Origin of the sequence: Pectobacterium sp. A5351 (assembly GCF_028335745.1) — a bacterium.
Taxonomy (GTDB): Bacteria; Pseudomonadota; Gammaproteobacteria; order Enterobacterales; family Enterobacteriaceae; genus Pectobacterium.
Map to the genome: position 1 here is coordinate 1,653,869 of NZ_CP116477.1, position 18,060 is coordinate 1,671,928.

Sequence of the window (18,060 nt, forward strand, 5' to 3'; positions counted from 1 at the left end):
TATTGAAAGCATGGTGAAAAGCATATTGATAGAACGCGGAGTTATTTGACTCGCTTAATCGAGGGACATACTGTTTTTTCTTTAAATCAATATATTGAGAAATCAATGTATTTACGATATCAGGGAATCAGAGTGATGAAGACATGGCGTGTAGCGTTGGTGGTGGGAATGGTCACGGCTGCGATGGCACTAACCGCATGCGATAACGCAAGTAATTCTGCCAACCACATTAAAGTCGGTGTGATTAATGGCGCAGAGCAGGATGTCGCGGACGTTGCGAAGAAAGTGGCCAAAGAAAAATATGGTCTGGATGTCGAGCTGGTTGGATTTAGCGGTTCGCTATTGCCGAACGAGGCGACGGATAAAAGCGATCTGGACGCGAACGTCTTTCAACACCGTCCTTTTCTGGAACAGCAAAATCGCGAACACGGCTATAAGCTGGTGGCAGTAGGAAATACCTTCGTTTTTCCGATGGCGGGCTATTCGAAAAAGATAAAAAATATCAATGATCTGAAAGATGGCGATACCATTGCGATTCCTTTCGATCCGACGAATCTGGGGCGAGCGCTGTTATTGCTGGAAAAAACCGGATTAATTACCCTGAAGCCTGACACGGGGTTATTGCCGACGGTGCTGGATATCACCACTAACCCGCACAACCTGCGTATTATGGAAGTAGAAGGTGCACAACTGCCACGTTTATTAGATGACCCGAAAGTGGCGGTGGCGATCATTAGCACAACCTATATTCAACAAACGGGATTAATGCCGACGAAAGACGGTATTTTTATTGAGGATAAAGAATCGCCATATGTGAATATCATTGTCACTCGTAAAAATAATAAAGAGGCGGAAAACGTCAAAAAATTTATTCAAGCCTATCAATCTGATGAGGTCGAACAGGCGGCTAACCGTATTTTTAACGGTGGCGCAGTGAAGGGATGGTAATAATAGTTGTAGTACTGCCATCTTGACTACAAAGATGGCAGTGTATTAATTGGTTATTAAATTATTCGCAAGGTTATTTTTTTATTAAACTCAATTAATAAGCTTAACGAAATCCCGTCTATACAATTTTAATTGTCGAATGCGTGTTGTTTTTTTCAATTAATTCATACGCGGAAGACATGACTATTCACTAATTGTAAAGAGGGAAATTTATGGCTTATCCAACAACAAATCTTACTGGGATTATTGGTTTTGCAAAAGCAGCGAATGTTACCGGAGGCACAGATGGTAAAGTTGTCACGGTAAATTCTCTGGCCGATTTTAAATCCGCAGTAAGCGGTTCTGCAAAAACAATCGTAGTACTGGGGGCATCTTTAAAAACATCCGCGCTGACCAAAGTGGTATTTGGCAGCAATAAAACCATCGTCGGTTCTTTTGGTGGAGCGAATGTATTGACCAATATTCACCTACGTGCTGATGCCAACTCTGCCAATGTCATTTTCCAGAATCTGGTTTTTAAACATGATGTTTCCATCAAGGATAATGACGATATCCAACTGTATTTAAACTATGGTAAGGGGTATTGGGTCGATCACTGCTCATGGCCTGGACATACGTGGAGCGAGAACGACGGTAGCCTCGATAAACTGATTTATGTCGGTGAAAAAGCGGATTACGTTACGATCAGTAACTGCTTATTCTCGAATCATAAATATGGCTGCATTTTCGGTCACCCGGCGGATGACAATAATAGTGCTTACAATGGCTATCCGCGTTTGACTATCTGCCATAACTATTACGAAAATATTCAGGTTCGTGCACCTGGCCTGATGCGTTACGGTTATTTCCACGTATTCAATAATTACGTCAATAAATTCCAGTTGGCTTTTACGGTCGCGCAAAATGCCAATGTTATTTCTGAACGCAACGTATTTGGTAGCGGTGCGGAGAAGAAAGGGATGGTTGATGATAAAGGCAATGGTTCAACCTTTACCGATAATGGCAGCTCACCGGCTGCGGTGGCAACTAAATCACCTGCGGCTAAATGGACGGCGTCATCTAACTATTCATACAGCTTGATGACAACGTCGGCAGCTCAATCCTGGGTGGTTTCGAATGCAGGGGCACAGAATAGTGCGCTGAAATTCCCGTTATAATTGTTATTTTGAGGTCATTTTTCTATATTTGTGTGTCATGCGTATATTTTTCTGAGATTAAACACTACGCATTTTGAAACACTGCATATTAAAACTATACCACCCAACATAAAATTTTATGTTGGGTGGTATTTTTATTTGCAATTTTCAGAACGATTCTTACACTAAAGAATAAATTTACGGAGATTGGGCAGACGAATTCCTGTCATCAATAGCTAAAATTGTAAGAAATCTATTCCGCACCATCAACATTGCATGAATTTGTCCGATAATAGGTGCGTTGATAACACCGTTTGTGGTGGTTATCAGGGAAAGACGCTGGATTTTGTGGGGATGTTTTCTTTTTTCAGAAGTCATGGAGGAGTGATGAAAAGCAAAGAATTTCTCTATTCAACCATGCCTACGTTTTTACTGCGTAGCATTAGCGATGAACTTTTTAATCAAGGTATTGATCCTGGAAGAGCTTTTGTAGGACTGCCTATCACACAGCAAGATGTCAATGATCCTTATGTCCGGATTCCAGTACTTCATGGACAAAAAATTATCCAGAGAGCCTTACAGCTTTGCCAGTCTGATGGGTTTGGATTACGGATTGGAGCCAGTCATACTATCTCTACAATGGGGCCACTCTATTTTGCTTTTATTACTAGCCCAACGCTCCATCATGTATTGGATACTGGATTAAAATACCAAGGCCTTATCCATGGATTACTGAATTTCTCATATAAGAAAGAAGAATCGAGAAATTTTGCATTATTTGCGTACAGTACATTTCATCAGGTCGATATTCTGACCTTTCTCATTGAGGAGGCCTTTTCATTCTTACTCAGAATGGTTCAAGAGATATCTGCGAAAAATATGCGCTTGATAAGGGTTGATTTTAGTTTTCCTCCTCCTTCTTATGTAAATAAATACCGAAAACAATTCAACTGCGATTTGAATTTCAACCAGTCACATAATGCATTATATTTTCAAGAATCCATTCTACATTTACCGATTCCTACTCATGATCGTGTCAATCATAAGTTGATGTTGACGTTTCTTGATCAACAGCTTGAACGCTATTCTGTTCAGAAAGATATTATTAATGATGTATCCCTTATCCTATATCAAACGCTGGAAAAACCACCAATGTTTGATGCAATAGCTAGGCAACTTGCATTGAGTGAACGCACTTTACGGCGTCGACTCGCGGATTGCGGCAAGACGTATCTCACGCTATTGGACGATATACGTAAAGAACGTGCCTTAGCATTGCTGTATACGTCCCAATTATCAATAGAAAAGATTGGTCTTGCGGTGGGCTTTGATGACATCCGTAGTTTTAGGCGGGCGTTTACTCGCTGGACTGGCAAGACACCTCGTCGACTTCGGGCAGAACGTCATACCTAAAAATGGCCGGATTTGTCCTCAATTGACCGACTTACGTCCTTTTTTATTGTAATGACTATTGTAACCTCATTATGGCATATGCCATTCGTAGTAAAAAATATTAAGATGAGGTATAACACATGGATGTTATTATTCGTAAAAGATTATTAATTGCTCGCTTCCTGAATGCCATTTTTCTATTTATCCCTGTTTTATTTTCACCTGTAACGTCGGCAGAAACATTAGGTACTGTGACGGTAACACCGAAAGTCATGTCTCATTCTCCCTGGCAGGATAGCTGGGGGACCGCATGGGATGAGTGCCGCTCCAGGCACCCAGGAACTAAAAGCATTGAATTTAAAGGAGCAATTCAAGGCGTCGCTCAAAGAACAGGTGGAGTATACTGGATGGCTACATGGGATTGCCGCGATAAATAATTAATCGATGTACAATCATAAACGTCAGTATTTTCTATTTAACTTTATGCAGCATGAAAAGGATATACGATATGAAATTAGGAAGATTTCGTACTCTCGCTTTTTTTCTCTTTGGTGCCACATTGACGGCAAGCTATATTCCCCAAGCTAGTGCTGTAATATTTGGCATCGTTAATGTTTCCGATCAGGCTAAAATAGTCTTTGATCGCTCAACCGGGCAAGCAAGTTATACCTACACATTACCCCCAACCGAGAGTTGGGGGAGGGCGTGGGATGCTTGTCGGAAAGCCTATCCTCAAACCAAGAGCGTTCATTATATAAAGGATACAGCAAAAATTAATGGAGACAAAGTGTCATCTAGTTGGGTTTGTGATAGTAATCCATAATAGCACCTGCTAGATATATCAACCCTATTTAAATGACATATCATTTGGCCAGTTCTTTTTGACTATCATAAGGCTGGTCAAATATTTCTGTGAATTTTATTTTCATAAGCCAACGCCAGGTATTTTCTGAGTATTGAGTGTTAAATATGGGATCAGGAATAGATAGACGACAGAAAAAGCGATTGATCGGCCTGTTGTTGGTGTTGGGGGGACTCGGAATTGTTATTGCTTTTTTCGGGGGGGGTACCTTGTTCCGCCAGACTGAGTTTGCGAACCGCCACAGCGTTGAGGTTGCCTACGCCGATATTGAGGATGTTGTGACCGCAGCAGGGCAGGTAAACCCGATGCAATATGTCGATGTCGGTGTTCAGGTTTCTGGACAAATTCAGAATATTGCTGTGGCAGTGGGATCGAACGTCAAAAAAGGGCAGATCGTCGCGCAGATTGATCCGGCATTACAAATCGCGACGGTTGAGGCGAATCGTGCATTACTTGATAGCCAGAGAGCCGCTATTCGCCAGCAGATGGCGCAATTGACATTGGCTAAGCACCAGAATACACGACAAAGAAAAATGTGGGCGGAAGGTGCTGCCAGCGAACAGGAAGTGCAGATTAGTGAAGCCAATTTACGGGTTGCACAAGCGCAGTTGGAAAGTCTTCAGGCGCAGATACGCCAAACGGAATCAACGTTAAAAGGGGACGAAGTCAAACTGGGGTATACCCAGATTTATGCGCCAATTGCAGGTACTGTTGTGTCATTACAGGCCAGGCCTGGTCAAACGCTCAATGCAGTACAACAAACCCCTGTCATTATGAGAATTGCCGATCTGACAAAGATGACAGTATCCATTCGTGTTTCTGAAGCGGATATTCCCCGGCTCCGTATCGGAATGCCCGTCTATTTTAGTGTTCTCGGTTATCCGAAAGCGCGCTGGACGGCCAAGTTACAGCAGATCATGCCTGCACCTCAAGGGAGTCAGGACAGCACGATGAACGGCGGAAGCATGGGGGGAAACCCCATGATGGAAACGGTGTTTTACATCGCTCTTTTTGATGTTGATAACGCAGATGGTCGTTTAATGTCACACATGAGTGCTCAGGTTTACCTCGTTGTGAACGCGGTGAAGCAGGCGATTAGCGTTCCAATTTCTGCATTGACGCTACGTCCTGATGGTCATTTTCAGGTTGAGGTTCTTCCCTCTGGAGGCAGCAGTGCCAAGGCAATTCCTCGTTTGGTGCAGGTGGGTATAAAAGGCCCTGTGCTGGCTCAAATTACTTCTGGGCTGAGTATTGGTGAACATGTTTTGTTGCCAGCGCTACCGCCAATTGTGGAAAGTCATCCCCTATGGTAAATCGCCCCCCTTTAATCACGTTATCCGGTGTTAGCAAGCAGTATGGTAATGATGCTCATGGCTACGTTAGCGTACTGCAGGATATTAATCTGACGATTAATGCAGGAGAGTTTGTCGCCTTGGTTGGTCCATCTGGGTCGGGTAAGTCGACACTCATGCACATCCTTGGTGCTTTAGACCGTGCGAATCAGGGCGCTTACCGATTTGCCGGTCACGATGTCTCCCGGCTCAGTGCCGACCAATTATCACAACTTCGTCGTACGGTTTTTGGTTTTGTATTCCAACGTTATTTTCTTATTCCTGGTATGAGTGCACAGGAAAATGTTGAACTTCCCATGGTCTATTCGGGCCTGGAAAAAAGATTGCGCCATGACCAGGCGCAAGCATTGTTAGGGCAACTTTCGTTATACGATCGTTTTGACTACAAACCGGAACAGCTTTCGGGGGGACAACAGCAACGCGTGTCTATCGCCCGTGCCTTGATTAACGGGGGAGATGTGTTGTTTGCCGATGAGCCGACAGGTGCGCTTGATAGTGTTAACGGTGAATCGGTACTGGAGTTGTTGGAGGCGCTGGCGGACTCGGGAAGAACCGTTATTTTAGTAACACATAACCCAGATGTGGCGAATCGCGCCCGTCGCGTGGTCGAATTGCGCGATGGACGCATTGTCTCTGATACTGTCCGTACTGCTTCTGCCCCGGCAGCGGCGACACACACACATTGGCTTATAACGGCAGGGGGGAAAACTGACCGCTATACGTTACTGCGCCAAGCCTGGAAGACTCTGCTGTTTTCCCCCTTGCGCAGCGCGTTGACATTGCTGGGTATTGCCATCGGCATTGCCTCTATCCTCGTGATGCTTGGGATTGGGGAAGGGGCTAGACAAGAAATGTCAAAAACCCTCTCGCGGCTGGGCAGCACGTTAATGACGGTAATTCCGCAGAGCTTTGATGCTGATGTGGCTGCGGGTCGCATTACTGATGCGGATATTGATGCGCTTAAGCGTCTACCAGACATTGACGCGGTCGTTCCCATCCTGACCGGGCAGGCCACGGTGCGGCAGGGAGCGTTTAATTTAAAAAGTGCCGTTATTGCTACAACGGCCGAGGCGATGGCGGTTAATAATTGGGGACTGCGTGCAGGGACGTTTATTATGCCTTTACACGAATACGCGAATATGTCTGTTTCCGTGTTAGGGGCAGAGGTCGCGCAGCGCATTTTTCCTTCAGGAAACGCGGTAGGTAGCGACATTCTATTGAACAATATTCCGTTCACGGTGGTAGGCGTTCTTGCTTCGCAAGGTGGAGCCGATATGAACGGTAATCTTGATCAGGCTGTTATCATTCCTTTTGGTACTGGAAGCTTACGTGTTATTGGACGGCAGAATGTCGACAGCGTGACATTGAAGGCTCGCTCTTTACAAACGGTCAGACGAGTGGAAAACGAGGTTAACGATCTGCTGACTGCACGTCATCAACGCCCTGATTTCACTATCATCAACCGGGCGGCTATTTTGCGTTCTCAGAAAGAGTCAATGGATATCATGACGGCCATGTTGGGTTCAATTGCCGCGATTTCATTGCTTGTAGGCGGTATTGGCGTGATGAATGTGATGTTAATGTCTGTCGCTGAACGGACGCGGGAGATCGGTATTCGTCTGGCTGTCGGTGCCCGGCATCAGGATATTCAGTTCCAGTTTCTCTGGGAGGCTGTCATTCTGGCCTTGAGTGGTGGAGTGCTCGGGGTACTGGCAGGATGCTTTCTTGCGTATGTTGTTCACACTTTCGGAAAACCCGTCGCACTAAGTTTTTTTCCTGCTTTATTCTCCTTTTGTAGTGCGATTGTCACCGGGCTTCTGTTTGGATATTTACCGGCACGTAAAGCGGCACGGCTTGATCCCGTTATGGCGCTGAATCAGGAATGAGGACACTCGCGAAAGTCAGCCATATACTGATGTGCATGCTGTGCGCGGGCTGTACGTTATTGCCAGTTCCTGATGATGTCGCTCCCGGGTTACCGGGTACCTGGTCAGTGGACGCCGTTTCAGCGCTGAAACCTCCAGCTAAGGGGTGGTGGAAGGCTTTTGGTAGTCAGGAGTTGAACACGCTCTTGGAAGGGGCGCTACTGTCCAATCGCAATCTCGATAATGTTCGCCAGAATATGGAGCAGGCTCGTATCCAATGGCAGAGTAATCAGGTGCCGAAAATGCCAGAGGTAAATAGTGCATTTTCTAAAAACCTTTCGGGCGTTTGGGGAGAGCATCAGCGGAACAAAAGCTACGGAGCCAGCGTGTCGCTATCTTATTCCCCTGATGTCTGGGGAGCGAAACGTGCCGCGTCTTATAGCAATGAGGCGTTGTGGCGAGCGGCATCTTATGATGTTTCCGCGACAGCATTAATGTTGCGTTCGTCGGTAATTACCCAGTATTTAGCGCTGCTCGGCATTCGTCGTCAGATCACACTGGCTGAGAAAAATCTGATCATTAGCCGTAGACTGCTTGCCCTTGTAGAGACTAAATATGCCGCTGGTGCTGTCGCGAGACTCGATCTTGCTCAACAACAATCCTTTGTTGCGGGAATGGAAGCGATGCTTCTGCAACTGCATCAACAATCTCTACAGGTAAGTAAAACGCTGGCGGCGTTACTCGATAAAACGCCGCAGGAATTACTACAGCCCAGCCAACATATTGAGGATCTCCACGTTCCAGATATTGGCAGTGGTCTTCCTGCGGATCTCATGCGCAAGCGCCCCGATCTGTTAAGTGCAGAGGCCAAATTGGTTGCTGCGGGTGCCAATATTGATGCGGCACGAGCGGCGATGTTTCCCTCGGTTTCCCTGTCAGCAGCCTCCAGCGTAAGTGCTACGGCGATAAATCAGCTATTTCGGTTAGCGCCTGGATGGGGAAGTGGTCTGGATATCTCGTTGCCGATTTGGGATCGTTCCGTACGTATTAATAACCAGCGTCTCGCCCTCATTAACCGAAAAATTGCAGTTAATACCTATCGTGAAACGCTGTTGAGGGCTTTTGGTGAAGTTGAAACGGCGCTCAATGCGATGTTGAGTTTACAGCAACAGCAGCGCTGGCAAGATGCACAACTGGCGGCGGCACAAGACTCGCTAAAGCTCGCTGAGATTCGCTATAGAGCGGGTGCTGATGACTTACCGCGTTTGCTAAACGCACAAAATGCATTCTATAGCACGGAGTTGGCATCCAGCACATTGTGGCAGCAGAGGCTGCAAGCTGCCAACGATCTTGCGGTAGCACTTGGCGGCAGCGAGTTGCAGGATTGACTTTCACCGTCGCGTATTAGGCGGCAATCTCATTTCCTGATGAGCGAGTAAAATACCACTCGACCGTTTTCTTTATTAACTCTTCCGTCGCATCGACATAATGCTGGGGTGACGTTTTGACTTCCTGCTCCAGAATCAGAGGAAGCTCGGTGCAACCCAGAATAATTTTCTCGACGCCAGCCTGCAACAGGCGATCTTTTACGGGGGACAGCATGCTATAGGCCCCAGCAATATCACCGGATTTATACGCGTAGATACTTTCCATTACCTGGTGTTGGTCTGCATCATCCGGCGTGTAGCACTCAATATTATCGCTAATCAGGTTGTCCTGATAAATTCTCGCTTTGACCGTCGCTGTCGTCGCTAACAGGCCGACGCGTGTAGTGTTGGCATTTTTAATCGCCTGACAGGTCACATCAATAATGCTGATCATTTCCGCCCGGCATTGCTGTTTTAATTCATTAAACCAATAGTGTGCGGTATTGCACGGGATAATGATGCATTCAGCGCCTGCATTTTCGAGAATTTTCATATATTGCAGCATTTTTTCCAGTGGTGACGCGCTGTGCTGAAGAATGCATTTTGTTCTGTCAGGGATATCAGGAATAGAAACCGCAATCATGGGAATATGGTCTTGATCCCGATACGCTGGTGTGTTTTTGATCAGTTTTTGCATCGCATCGACGGTAGCACCCGGCCCCATACCGCCAAGAATTCCCACGAGACTGTTCATACTGTTAACCCTGTAGCATTATGAAATTAAAAGGATAATCGCACACTGCCGGGCAATGTGAATTGCTAAATTCCCATCTCCTATGTGGGATTTGCATAACTATTAGCATCCCTATGCTTTTATTGGTTTTAACGGTGTATAGTGGGCAGCAGCTTTATTGGCGATGTAGGTCGCTGGCAGAGATAGAACGTTGGCATAGGGAACGAAAATATGACGCTGCGCGTTTTGAGTGAGGGGTGATGCTGAACAATATCGAAACCAAGTGGCTCTATGACTTTATCGTGCTGGAAGAGTACCGGAGTTTTACGCTGGCGGCCGAGAAGCGAAATATCTCTCAATCCTCATTTAGCCGACGTATTCAGGCGTTGGAAGCGGCGGTTGGGTTTGACATTTTCGACCGTAGCGCGCTGCCGCTGCAATTAACTGAACAGGGGCGTGTGTTTCACGCCTATATCCGCAATACGCTGGATGATTTGGAGTATCAGCTCAATAAACTGCACGGCGGGGATAATTACAAAAACAAGATCACCATTGCTGCGGCGCATTCGCTGTCGGTCTTCATCATGCCGGAGCTGTTAAAAGACGTACCGGATCCGCAGGAAAAAATCTTCTATGTAGAGTCGATCGATGTAGATGAAGCGGTGCTGAATCTCAAAGAAGGGCGCAGCGACTTCATTTTCTCATTCTACAGTGAGGATCTGATGGGGGAGCCCTTTATGCACGAGAAGATACTGGAATCCCGGCTTTATCCGGTCTGCGCGTGTGATAGCGCAGGGAAGCCACTGTTTGATGTAAGCGCCTCATCGGTGCCGTTACTCAACTATACCGAGACGAGTTATATGGGGCGTCAGGTCAGCCGTTACTTATCCAGCGTCGACAGCGATAAGTTTACGGTCAACTTCGTCTCTTCTATGAGTGATTTGCTCAAACGCATGACGAAAAAAGGCTACGGTATTGCCTGGCTGCCGGATTATTCCATTCAGGAAGAGCTGAAAAACAAAGAGCTGACGATCCTGAGCATGGAAAACGCGGTAATCCGCATGGGGGTTTATCTGTATCGCCTTGATGCACGGCTGAATGTGGCCTCTGAGAAATTCTGGCGCTACATGAAAGGGCTGTCATCGTCGTCTGGGCTCTAAGCGGTGCGATTGAGGAACGGAGTCATGCAACCAGCACACGGGTCCCTTGAAGTATGACGAGATAAAAAAATAGCGGCCCGCAGGCCGCTATGATCACATATTCACTTACCCAGCATTAGCTATTTTGCGTGGCCTGCTGAGGTTCTTTATAGGCGACAACCTCGTCGGCTACCTCTTCCTCATCATCATCGTGGATGTCTTTTTCCATACTGGCCACAACGGCAGTAGAGATACTGTTACCGATGACGTTAGTTGCAGTACGGCCCATATCCAGGAACTGGTCGATACCGATAATCAGCAGGATACCGGCTTCCGGTAGGCTGAACATTGGCAGCGTGGCGGCAACCACCACGATGGAAGCACGCGCTACACCGGCCATCCCTTTACTGGTGATCATCAGCGTCAGCAGAATCAGGATTTGCTGGGTGATGCTCAGATCGATGTTGTAAGCCTGTGCGATAAACAGAATCGCAAAGGACTGGTACATCATGGAACCGTCAAGGTTGAACGAATAACCGAGTGGCAGCACAAAGCTGGTGACTTTTTTCGGCACGCCGAATTTGGTCAGCGCTTCCATGGTTTTCGGGTAAGCAGACTCACTGCTCGCCGTGGCGAAAGCCAGCATGGTCGGTTCACGAATCAGCTTCGCCAGCGTAACGATGGCTTTGCCCAGGAACAGGTAGCCAACCAGGAACAGAACGCCCCACAGTACAGCCAGGCCGAGGTAGAACTCACCGATCAGTTTACCAAAGTCATAAAGCAGCCCCAGGCCTTGCGTGGTAATCGCGGAAGCGATTGCGGCAAAGACGGCAATAGGAGCCAGCGCCATGACGTAGTCGGTCACGCGGAACATCACTTTGGTTAGTTCTTCGATCATGGAAATGATCGTGGTCGCGTGCTTGTTTTTGCCTTTGACATAAGCCAGAGCAGAACCGAAGAACAGTGAGAACACCAGAATTTGCAGAATTTCATTGTTCGCCATCGCTTCTACGATACTTTTCGGGAAGATATGGCTGATGAAGCTCTTAAGCGTAAATCCGTCAGTGTTCAGACCCGTAGCAACCTGTTGTACAGGAATCGGCAGATTCATTCCTGCTCCCGGTTGGAACAGGTTTGCGAACACCATACCAATGAGCAGAGAGATGAACGATGCGCTGACAAACCAGATCATCGCTTTCATACCGATACGACCAACGGCAGAAGAATTTCCTCCCATGCTTGCCAGACCGGAAACCAGCGTAGCGAAGACCAGTGGCGCGATAATCATTTTAATCAGGCGCAGGAAGATATCGGTAACCATGTTGAAATACGATGCCACTTCTTTTGCTCGACCGCCATCAAGATATTGATGGCAGGCCCAGCCGATTAATATTCCCAGGACGATAGCCAAGACTATCTGTACAAGTAACTTCTGCCTTTGCATATAAACCTCATGTTGATGAATTGATTCAGACAACACAATATTATTACCGCGTGGTGGCTGATGTTTCCCTGAATACACCAAGCCCTCACCCGAATCTGTTATTGGGGTGTTGTGTCTGCCCGCCGATATTACAACGATTCTTGCTTTTTACATTTTTTTTCTGTGGATTGTTATGTAATTGTGATCTTCGTCATGCGAAAAATGCATGTACCTGCAGTGTGTAATGATAAATGAGGATGTGATACGTAGATTACGTAAAAGGCGATTTTTTTATTAGTTGTTTATTAAACAAAGGGTTGCTTTGGTTTTCTGCTATCGAGAGCTGGTGGGATAATGTGTTGAATTAGTGTTGCTAATGATATGCGGCTATACATCAATAAAACATATAGTGAATTACTTAAAGATTAAGTAAAAATAAAAGAACAATTAACGAAAACTTTATATACTTGCCATTTTATCAAAAAAATTAATTTTTTAACTATTTAAATCGTGATTTTATTTTTGTGATTAAATATTTATTTTTGTATTGTTGATTTAAAGTTTAATTATTGTTCTATGTGTTTCTTTTTGTAACTGTTTGGGCATTTAGAGTATGTAAAATGGTGTTTTTTATTTTTTAACCCTATGTTATCGATGATTTTAGACCTCGCTGTTGGTTATTTCAGCGAAAAAGCTCGGTGCTTACTTTACCGTGGCACGATTTTTCCAGATGTTTTTCATCCGCTCTGCCGCCGTTTCGCACTCTCCCGGTTGCAGACAATCAAGAATGTCCAGATGTTCTGTAATCGGTTCCCGCCGCCTGGAGTTGGAGGTCGGACTGCTTTGCCGATATTTCACCAGACGGAGAATAAAACGCACCAGCGGATCGAATAGCCCCGCATCGACCATGATGCCGAAGTAGAGAGTAGAGAACGTCAGCACAACGCCCGTCGGAGCTAAATGCTATTTAGATTGTACGTATTTCCTAAACCGCCGAGGCTTGTACTCGACGGCTTAGGTAATAGAAATTAGCTGACGTTTTCTGCGGTGGAACGCAGCCGATCTTTCAACTGGCTGTATTCCTGCTGTACGTAGTTCTCCGCCGCTTGCTGGTCGTCAATTGCCTCCAGCTTAACGGCACAGTGTTTGTATTCCGGCGTCTTAGAGACCGGATCGAGGTGATCTAACGTCAGTTCATTACAGGCACCGATCCACCATTGGTAGGTCATATACACGGCACCTTTATTGATGCGCTCGCTGACGGCCACGCGAGAGATAACCTTACCGCGTCGCGACGAGATCCAGGCCAGTTGCTGATCGCGGATGCCTAAACGTTCGGCGTCATATGGGCTAACCTGCACGTAGCCGGGTTCATCCGCCAGCGTTTGTAATGCCGTACAGTTGCCTGTCATGGAACGGCAGGAATAGTGGCCGACTTCGCGCACGGTGCACAAGACCAGCGGATAATCCTCATCCACCCGCTCCATCGGCGGTCGCCATTCGGCCGTCATGAGCAGGCCTTTTCCGCCGGGACGATCGAAGTGATTACCCGCATACAGCCACGGCGTTCCGGGGCTGTCTTCTGTCGGGCACGGCCAGGGCACGTAGCCCAGCCCCGCCATTTTCTCGTAGGTCGCGCCGTAATACAGCGGGCAGAGTGCTCGCAGTTCGTCCCAGATCTCCTGCGTGTTGTTATAGTGCATGGGATACCCGAGCGCCGTTGCCATCAGGCTGATGATTTCCCAATCGGGTTTTACATCGCCCTGTGGTTCCACTGCTTTATAAAAACGCTGGAATCCCCGGTCGGCCGCGGTATAAACCCCTTCGTGCTCGCCCCAGGAGGTCGCAGGTAAAATCACATCGGCAATCGCGGCGGTCTTGGTCATGAAGATATCCTGCACGATCAGCAATTCCAGCTCGTTGAAAGCATCGCGCAGCATCGACAGGTCCGGCTCGGTTTGCAGCGGGTCTTCGCCCATCACATAGTTAGCCTTGATTTTCCCTTCCTGTATTTTGTGCGGAAGGTCGGTCAGCGAGTAGCCCACTTTGTCAGAGAGTTCGGGCACGCCCCAGGCGTCGGCAAATTTCGCCAGCACCGCCTTATCCGTGACGTTTTGATAACCGGGGAACATATTGGGCAGCGCGCCCATATCACACGCACCCTGCACATTGTTTTGCCCACGTACTGGCCCAACACCGACGTTCGGACGACCCAGATTCCCGGTCAGCAGCGCCAGACCGGACAGTCCTTTGACCACATCCACGCCTTGCCCCCATTGCGTCACGCCCATTCCCCAGAGAATAGTGGCGGACGGCGCGGCGGCATAGATCCGCATCGCGTCTCGAATCAATTTCGGCGACAGGCCGGTGATATCGGCAACATATTCCGGCGTATACTTCGCGACGGTTTGGCTGAATTCCTCAAAGCCTTCGGTATGGCGGGCGACATAAGCCTTATCGTAGTGGCCTTCGTTAATCAGCACGTTGGCGAACGCGTTGACCAGCGCCATATTGGAGCCATTTCTCAACGGCAGCCACAGATCGGCGATGCGGGCGGTTTCAATATGGCGGGGATCGCACACGATGATTTTTGCCCCACGCGCTTTGGCTTTCAGGATCCGGCGCGCCACGATAGGGTGTGAATCGGCGGCGTTGTAGCCGAAAATCAGGATGCAGTCGGTCTTTTCAATTTCACAGATGGAATTACTCATTGCGCCGTTGCCCAGCGTAACCTGTAATCCGGCAACCGAAGGGCCGTGGCAGAGTCGGGCGCAGCAGTCGACGTTATTATTCCCGGTGACCGCACGGGCGAATTTCTGCATCACGTAGTTCGTTTCATTACCGGGGCCGCGGGACGATCCCGTGTGCATAATCGACTCGGCGCCGTACTTCTCTTTAATGGTTTTTAATCGCGAGCTGGCGAAGTCGATAGCCTCATCCCAGGATACCGCTTCAAAGGGCGCGCCTTTCTGACGTCGGATCAGCGGCTGTTTTAAACGCGGCGTCAGAAGTTTCGTATCGTTGAGAAAATCCCAGCCGTAATAGCCTTTCAGGCACAGTTCACCTTCGTTGGTGATGCCGTTTGCCCCTTCTGCACCAACGACTTTGCCATTCTCTACCAGCAGGTTAATTTTGCAGCCTGACCCACAATAGGGACAGACGGTAAGCACTTTCTGCATGATTATTCTCCAAAGCTGAGTCTTGGATCGTAAGAACTGCATGCTTATGGCTGGCTGTTGATGCAGTCATTTATACCCGTCATACTTCAAGTTGCATGTGCGTTGGCTACGTTCACTCACCCGAATCACTTACTTGTGTAAGCTCATCGGGATGAAATGAGAGACGTCCTGTCTCTCACCGAAGGCCAGCCGTTGGCTGGTCAAATTCGTTCCCGACGAATTTGTCCCTCGCTTGCCGCGTTACAAGGCTTATAAATAAGCCTCGCCCTAGCGGGCCAACGCTCTGCGTTGTTCAAACGTTAACGTTTGTCCTGAAACTCGAATTATTTAGGGTATAGCTCTTGATAATCACCGATAAAGAAAATTAATTTACTGATCGTGGTCATGCTCAGTGCGATGAAAAATCGGCCTAACGCGTTGAGCGCTGTGACCTTTTGTCCATAGGGCATCTGTCAGGAAAATAAGGTGACAGCATATTCCTCCTCTTTATCTGTTAATGCCTATACTGTTTTTGATGATATTAATTCTACATGCCACCGATTTGGCTGTGGTAGTGACGCCTATCGGCCGTTTAAAACCATGGAGACAGGCATCTCAAGGAAGATAACGCATTCTATTTGTTAGTATTTAGCGTGACTTCCCATCTGATGGGGGATGAATCAGGGAATTCCAGAACGTCTGTTAGATCGTGTGGGATAAAGGACGCGATACAACGGGCGGCACCGTCATGAGTAAAAAGTAAATACTTTTCCGGCAGAGTGTGCGGGCGGGAAATATTTGGTTAATGTCGCGGAGTGCATTATGGAATTTCTAAAAAATGTCAGCATAAAAATAATGGTGCTGGCCATAGTGGCTTCCCTGCTAGTGGCGTGGGGAGTAGCATCTGGATTCAGTCTTTACTCGCTTTATAAAGTCACTAATTTGCTTGATAAAAGCGAGACTCAGCGCAAAACGTATTCCCATTTGGTTTATGGTGCCGATCAATATTTTCGGGCCGTGACGCGTATGGAAAGAACCATGGACTATTTGCAACGCGGTGAGCCAGAAAACGCCAAACAGACATTGGAAATGGCACAGGTTGCAATCAAAAATACCAAGGATTCGCTGGAGAAATTCCAATCGGGGGAACACATTGGTGTCGAACCGGCAACGGTTGATGCAGTAAAACGGACTTGGAATACCCTGATATCCTCTTCTATCGATCCGATGAATTCAGCGTTGCAACGCAACGATCCTGAAGCATTCCGGCAGATTTTCCGATCCGTTTACCCTCCCATCAGTCTGACATTTGGGGACGATATCAAACGTTATTCGGACGGGATTACCGCCTCGTCATTGATTCCCAGTGTGAATGAACACAATGATAAAAACCGTAATGCACTTATTGTGGTTATGTTGATTGGGGTTATTGTGCTGATTTTCACCGAGTATTATCTGAGAAACTATCTGGTGATACCGATTGCCGTACTGAAATCGCACCTGTCGCAGTTGACCGCAGGGCGCTTAGGCTGTGAGCTGGCGGAATTTGGCCGAAACTGTGCGGGGCGATTGATTCCGGACATTAAGAAGTTGCAGAAAAGCTTGCGCGATACAGTGACCGTCATCCGGCAGAGTACGACAGAAATTAACAACGGGACGTCGAACATTAAGGACGGCAATGATGATCTTTCCAGCCGCACGGAGCAGCAGGCGGCGGCATTGCAGCAGACGGCTGCCAGTATGGAAGAGATTAGTTCGACGGTGCGTCAAACCACCGATCACGTACATCAGGCACGTAAGTTGGCGCAGGATGCGGCGGATATGGCAAAAAAAGGCGGAAATATCAGCACCAACGTAATGACGACGATGGAAGGGATCAGTGCCAGTTCCCGGCAAATTTCCGACATCACCTCGGTGATTAATAGCATTGCATTCCAGACTAATATTTTGGCGCTGAACGCAGCGGTTGAAGCAGCACGTGCGGGTGAACAAGGTCGAGGGTTTGCCGTCGTGGCGGGTGAAGTGCGTACACTGGCGCAGCGTAGTGCGCAGGCGGCGAAAGAGATTGAAGCGCTGATTGCGGAATCGGTTTCGCGGGTTGAAACCGGGGCAGGGCAGGTTCGGCAGTCCGGTGAAGCGATGACGGCAATTATTTCTTCCATTTCGCATTTTAACGATCTGATTGGTGAAATTGCCGCAGCAACGGATGAACAAACACGCGGTATTACGCAGATTAGCCAGGCAGTGCACGAAATGGACAGCGTCACGCAGCAAAATGCGTCGTTGGTGATGCAGTCGGCCGCCGCGGCCGCCCGCCTGGATGAACAAACCAGCGAGCTGTCTGCTGTGGTGGATGTGTTCGATCTGGATTCAGATTGCGATCCGGCAACGTCTTTTTCCCGTCCAGCGGTCGCCGCCCCTGTTCATCGCGCTGTCGGACAGAGCACCACGCCGCTGCTGTCGGCACATGGCCGCAACGGTGAAGGATGGGAAAAATTTTGATCCGCTACGGGTTACATACGTGACAGAGCGTGGCCGCTCGGGCAGATGCTGAAGACGAGATAAGCCATGAGGCTGGCGATGAACCGGGCGGAAAGACGCCGTCGGGTTCTGTTGGTCTCTGGTTATCGCCCGAATGCCAGGTTTATTTGAATGCTATGGTTAACCGCCCGAACAGGGTGGTGA

Annotated in this window: 14 protein-coding genes; 10 read left to right on the forward strand and 4 right to left on the reverse strand. The window is 47.9% G+C overall.

The window, feature by feature from the left end; all coding sequences use genetic code 11:
- Positions 1-135: 135 nt before the first annotated feature.
- The 8 genes from O1Q74_RS07975 to O1Q74_RS08010 all read left to right on the forward strand — a co-directional run bounded on the left by O1Q74_RS07975 (position 136) and on the right by O1Q74_RS08010 (position 8,943).
- On the forward strand, positions 136-948 hold the full coding sequence (locus O1Q74_RS07975) for a MetQ/NlpA family lipoprotein (protein WP_442953131.1): 813 nt from the start codon (positions 136-138) through the stop codon (positions 946-948).
- Positions 949-1,160: 212 nt separating this feature from the next.
- Entirely contained in the window at positions 1,161-2,105 is a 945-nt protein-coding gene (locus O1Q74_RS07980) for a pectate lyase family protein (RefSeq protein WP_271877804.1), read from the forward strand.
- A 366-nt stretch (positions 2,106-2,471) separates the two neighbouring features.
- Positions 2,472-3,497, forward strand: a complete 1,026-nt coding sequence (locus O1Q74_RS07985; RefSeq protein WP_271877805.1) for an AraC family transcriptional regulator — start codon at positions 2,472-2,474, stop codon at positions 3,495-3,497.
- Positions 3,498-3,616: 119 nt separating this feature from the next.
- Positions 3,617-3,913, forward strand: coding sequence for a hypothetical protein (locus O1Q74_RS07990; RefSeq protein WP_271877806.1), 297 nt, complete (start codon positions 3,617-3,619; stop codon positions 3,911-3,913).
- Between the two features lie 71 nt (positions 3,914-3,984).
- Entirely contained in the window at positions 3,985-4,299 is a 315-nt protein-coding gene (locus O1Q74_RS07995) for a hypothetical protein (protein ID WP_271877807.1), read from the forward strand.
- A gap of 146 nt (positions 4,300-4,445) precedes the next feature.
- Positions 4,446-5,651, forward strand: a complete 1,206-nt coding sequence (locus O1Q74_RS08000; protein ID WP_271877808.1) for an efflux RND transporter periplasmic adaptor subunit — start codon at positions 4,446-4,448, stop codon at positions 5,649-5,651.
- On the forward strand, positions 5,645-7,576 hold the full coding sequence (locus O1Q74_RS08005) for an ABC transporter permease (protein WP_271877809.1): 1,932 nt from the start codon (positions 5,645-5,647) through the stop codon (positions 7,574-7,576). The genes O1Q74_RS08000 and O1Q74_RS08005 overlap by 7 nt, the downstream gene beginning before the upstream one ends.
- A complete protein-coding gene (locus tag O1Q74_RS08010) occupies positions 7,573-8,943 on the forward strand; it encodes an efflux transporter outer membrane subunit (RefSeq protein WP_271877810.1) in 1,371 nt (456 codons plus the stop codon). Before O1Q74_RS08005 ends, O1Q74_RS08010 begins: the two co-directional genes overlap by 4 nt.
- Before the next feature lie 16 nt (positions 8,944-8,959).
- Here O1Q74_RS08010 and O1Q74_RS08015 read toward each other — a convergent pair whose 3' ends face one another.
- Positions 8,960-9,676: an aspartate/glutamate racemase family protein gene (locus tag O1Q74_RS08015; protein WP_271877811.1), complete on the reverse strand. Its 717-nt coding sequence runs from the start codon at positions 9,674-9,676 to the stop codon at positions 8,960-8,962.
- 239 nt (positions 9,677-9,915) lie between these two features.
- Here O1Q74_RS08015 and hypT point away from each other — a divergent pair, with 239 nt between their 5' ends.
- Positions 9,916-10,815 carry a hypochlorite stress DNA-binding transcriptional regulator HypT gene (gene hypT / locus O1Q74_RS08020; RefSeq protein ID WP_271877812.1) on the forward strand — a complete coding sequence of 300 codons (900 nt, stop codon included), beginning with the start codon at positions 9,916-9,918 and terminating at the stop codon, positions 10,813-10,815.
- Positions 10,816-10,930: 115 nt separating this feature from the next.
- On the opposite strand, the gene O1Q74_RS08025 is transcribed toward hypT, so the two are convergent.
- The 3 genes from O1Q74_RS08025 to fdhF all read right to left on the reverse strand — a co-directional run bounded on the left by O1Q74_RS08025 (position 10,931) and on the right by fdhF (position 15,396).
- The gene (locus O1Q74_RS08025) at positions 10,931-12,238 is read right to left on the reverse strand and encodes a dicarboxylate/amino acid:cation symporter (RefSeq protein ID WP_271877813.1); all 1,308 of its coding nucleotides are present in this window, start codon (positions 12,236-12,238) and stop codon (positions 10,931-10,933) included.
- Positions 12,239-12,919: 681 nt separating this feature from the next.
- The gene (locus tag O1Q74_RS08030) at positions 12,920-13,159 is read right to left on the reverse strand and encodes a hypothetical protein (RefSeq protein ID WP_271877814.1); all 240 of its coding nucleotides are present in this window, start codon (positions 13,157-13,159) and stop codon (positions 12,920-12,922) included.
- 86 nt (positions 13,160-13,245) lie between these two features.
- The gene (gene fdhF / locus O1Q74_RS08035; protein ID WP_271877815.1) at positions 13,246-15,396 is read right to left on the reverse strand and encodes a formate dehydrogenase subunit alpha; all 2,151 of its coding nucleotides are present in this window, start codon (positions 15,394-15,396) and stop codon (positions 13,246-13,248) included.
- 801 nt (positions 15,397-16,197) lie between these two features.
- Here fdhF and O1Q74_RS08040 point away from each other — a divergent pair.
- Positions 16,198-17,877, forward strand: a complete 1,680-nt coding sequence (locus O1Q74_RS08040; RefSeq protein ID WP_271877816.1) for a methyl-accepting chemotaxis protein — start codon at positions 16,198-16,200, stop codon at positions 17,875-17,877.
- Positions 17,878-18,060 lie beyond the last annotated feature (183 nt).

Excerpts from the sequence above, each read along its gene's own strand:
- O1Q74_RS07975 (WP_442953131.1), top strand. The coding sequence starts at position 136 with ATGAAGACATGGCGTGTAGCGTTGGTGGTGGGAATGGTCACGGCTGCG.
- O1Q74_RS07980 (WP_271877804.1), top strand. The coding sequence starts at position 1,161 with ATGGCTTATCCAACAACAAATCTTACTGGGATTATTGGTTTTGCAAAA.
- O1Q74_RS07985 (WP_271877805.1), top strand. The coding sequence starts at position 2,472 with ATGAAAAGCAAAGAATTTCTCTATTCAACCATGCCTACGTTTTTACTG.
- O1Q74_RS07990 (WP_271877806.1), top strand. The coding sequence starts at position 3,617 with ATGGATGTTATTATTCGTAAAAGATTATTAATTGCTCGCTTCCTGAAT.
- O1Q74_RS07995 (WP_271877807.1), top strand. The coding sequence starts at position 3,985 with ATGAAATTAGGAAGATTTCGTACTCTCGCTTTTTTTCTCTTTGGTGCC.
- O1Q74_RS08000 (WP_271877808.1), top strand. The coding sequence starts at position 4,446 with ATGGGATCAGGAATAGATAGACGACAGAAAAAGCGATTGATCGGCCTG.
- O1Q74_RS08005 (WP_271877809.1), top strand. The coding sequence starts at position 5,645 with ATGGTAAATCGCCCCCCTTTAATCACGTTATCCGGTGTTAGCAAGCAG.
- O1Q74_RS08010 (WP_271877810.1), top strand. The coding sequence starts at position 7,573 with ATGAGGACACTCGCGAAAGTCAGCCATATACTGATGTGCATGCTGTGC.
- O1Q74_RS08015 (WP_271877811.1), bottom strand. The coding sequence starts at position 9,676 with ATGAACAGTCTCGTGGGAATTCTTGGCGGTATGGGGCCGGGTGCTACC.
- hypT (WP_271877812.1), top strand. The coding sequence starts at position 9,916 with ATGCTGAACAATATCGAAACCAAGTGGCTCTATGACTTTATCGTGCTG.
- O1Q74_RS08025 (WP_271877813.1), bottom strand. The coding sequence starts at position 12,238 with ATGCAAAGGCAGAAGTTACTTGTACAGATAGTCTTGGCTATCGTCCTG.
- fdhF (WP_271877815.1), bottom strand. The coding sequence starts at position 15,396 with ATGCAGAAAGTGCTTACCGTCTGTCCCTATTGTGGGTCAGGCTGCAAA.
- O1Q74_RS08040 (WP_271877816.1), top strand. The coding sequence starts at position 16,198 with ATGGAATTTCTAAAAAATGTCAGCATAAAAATAATGGTGCTGGCCATA.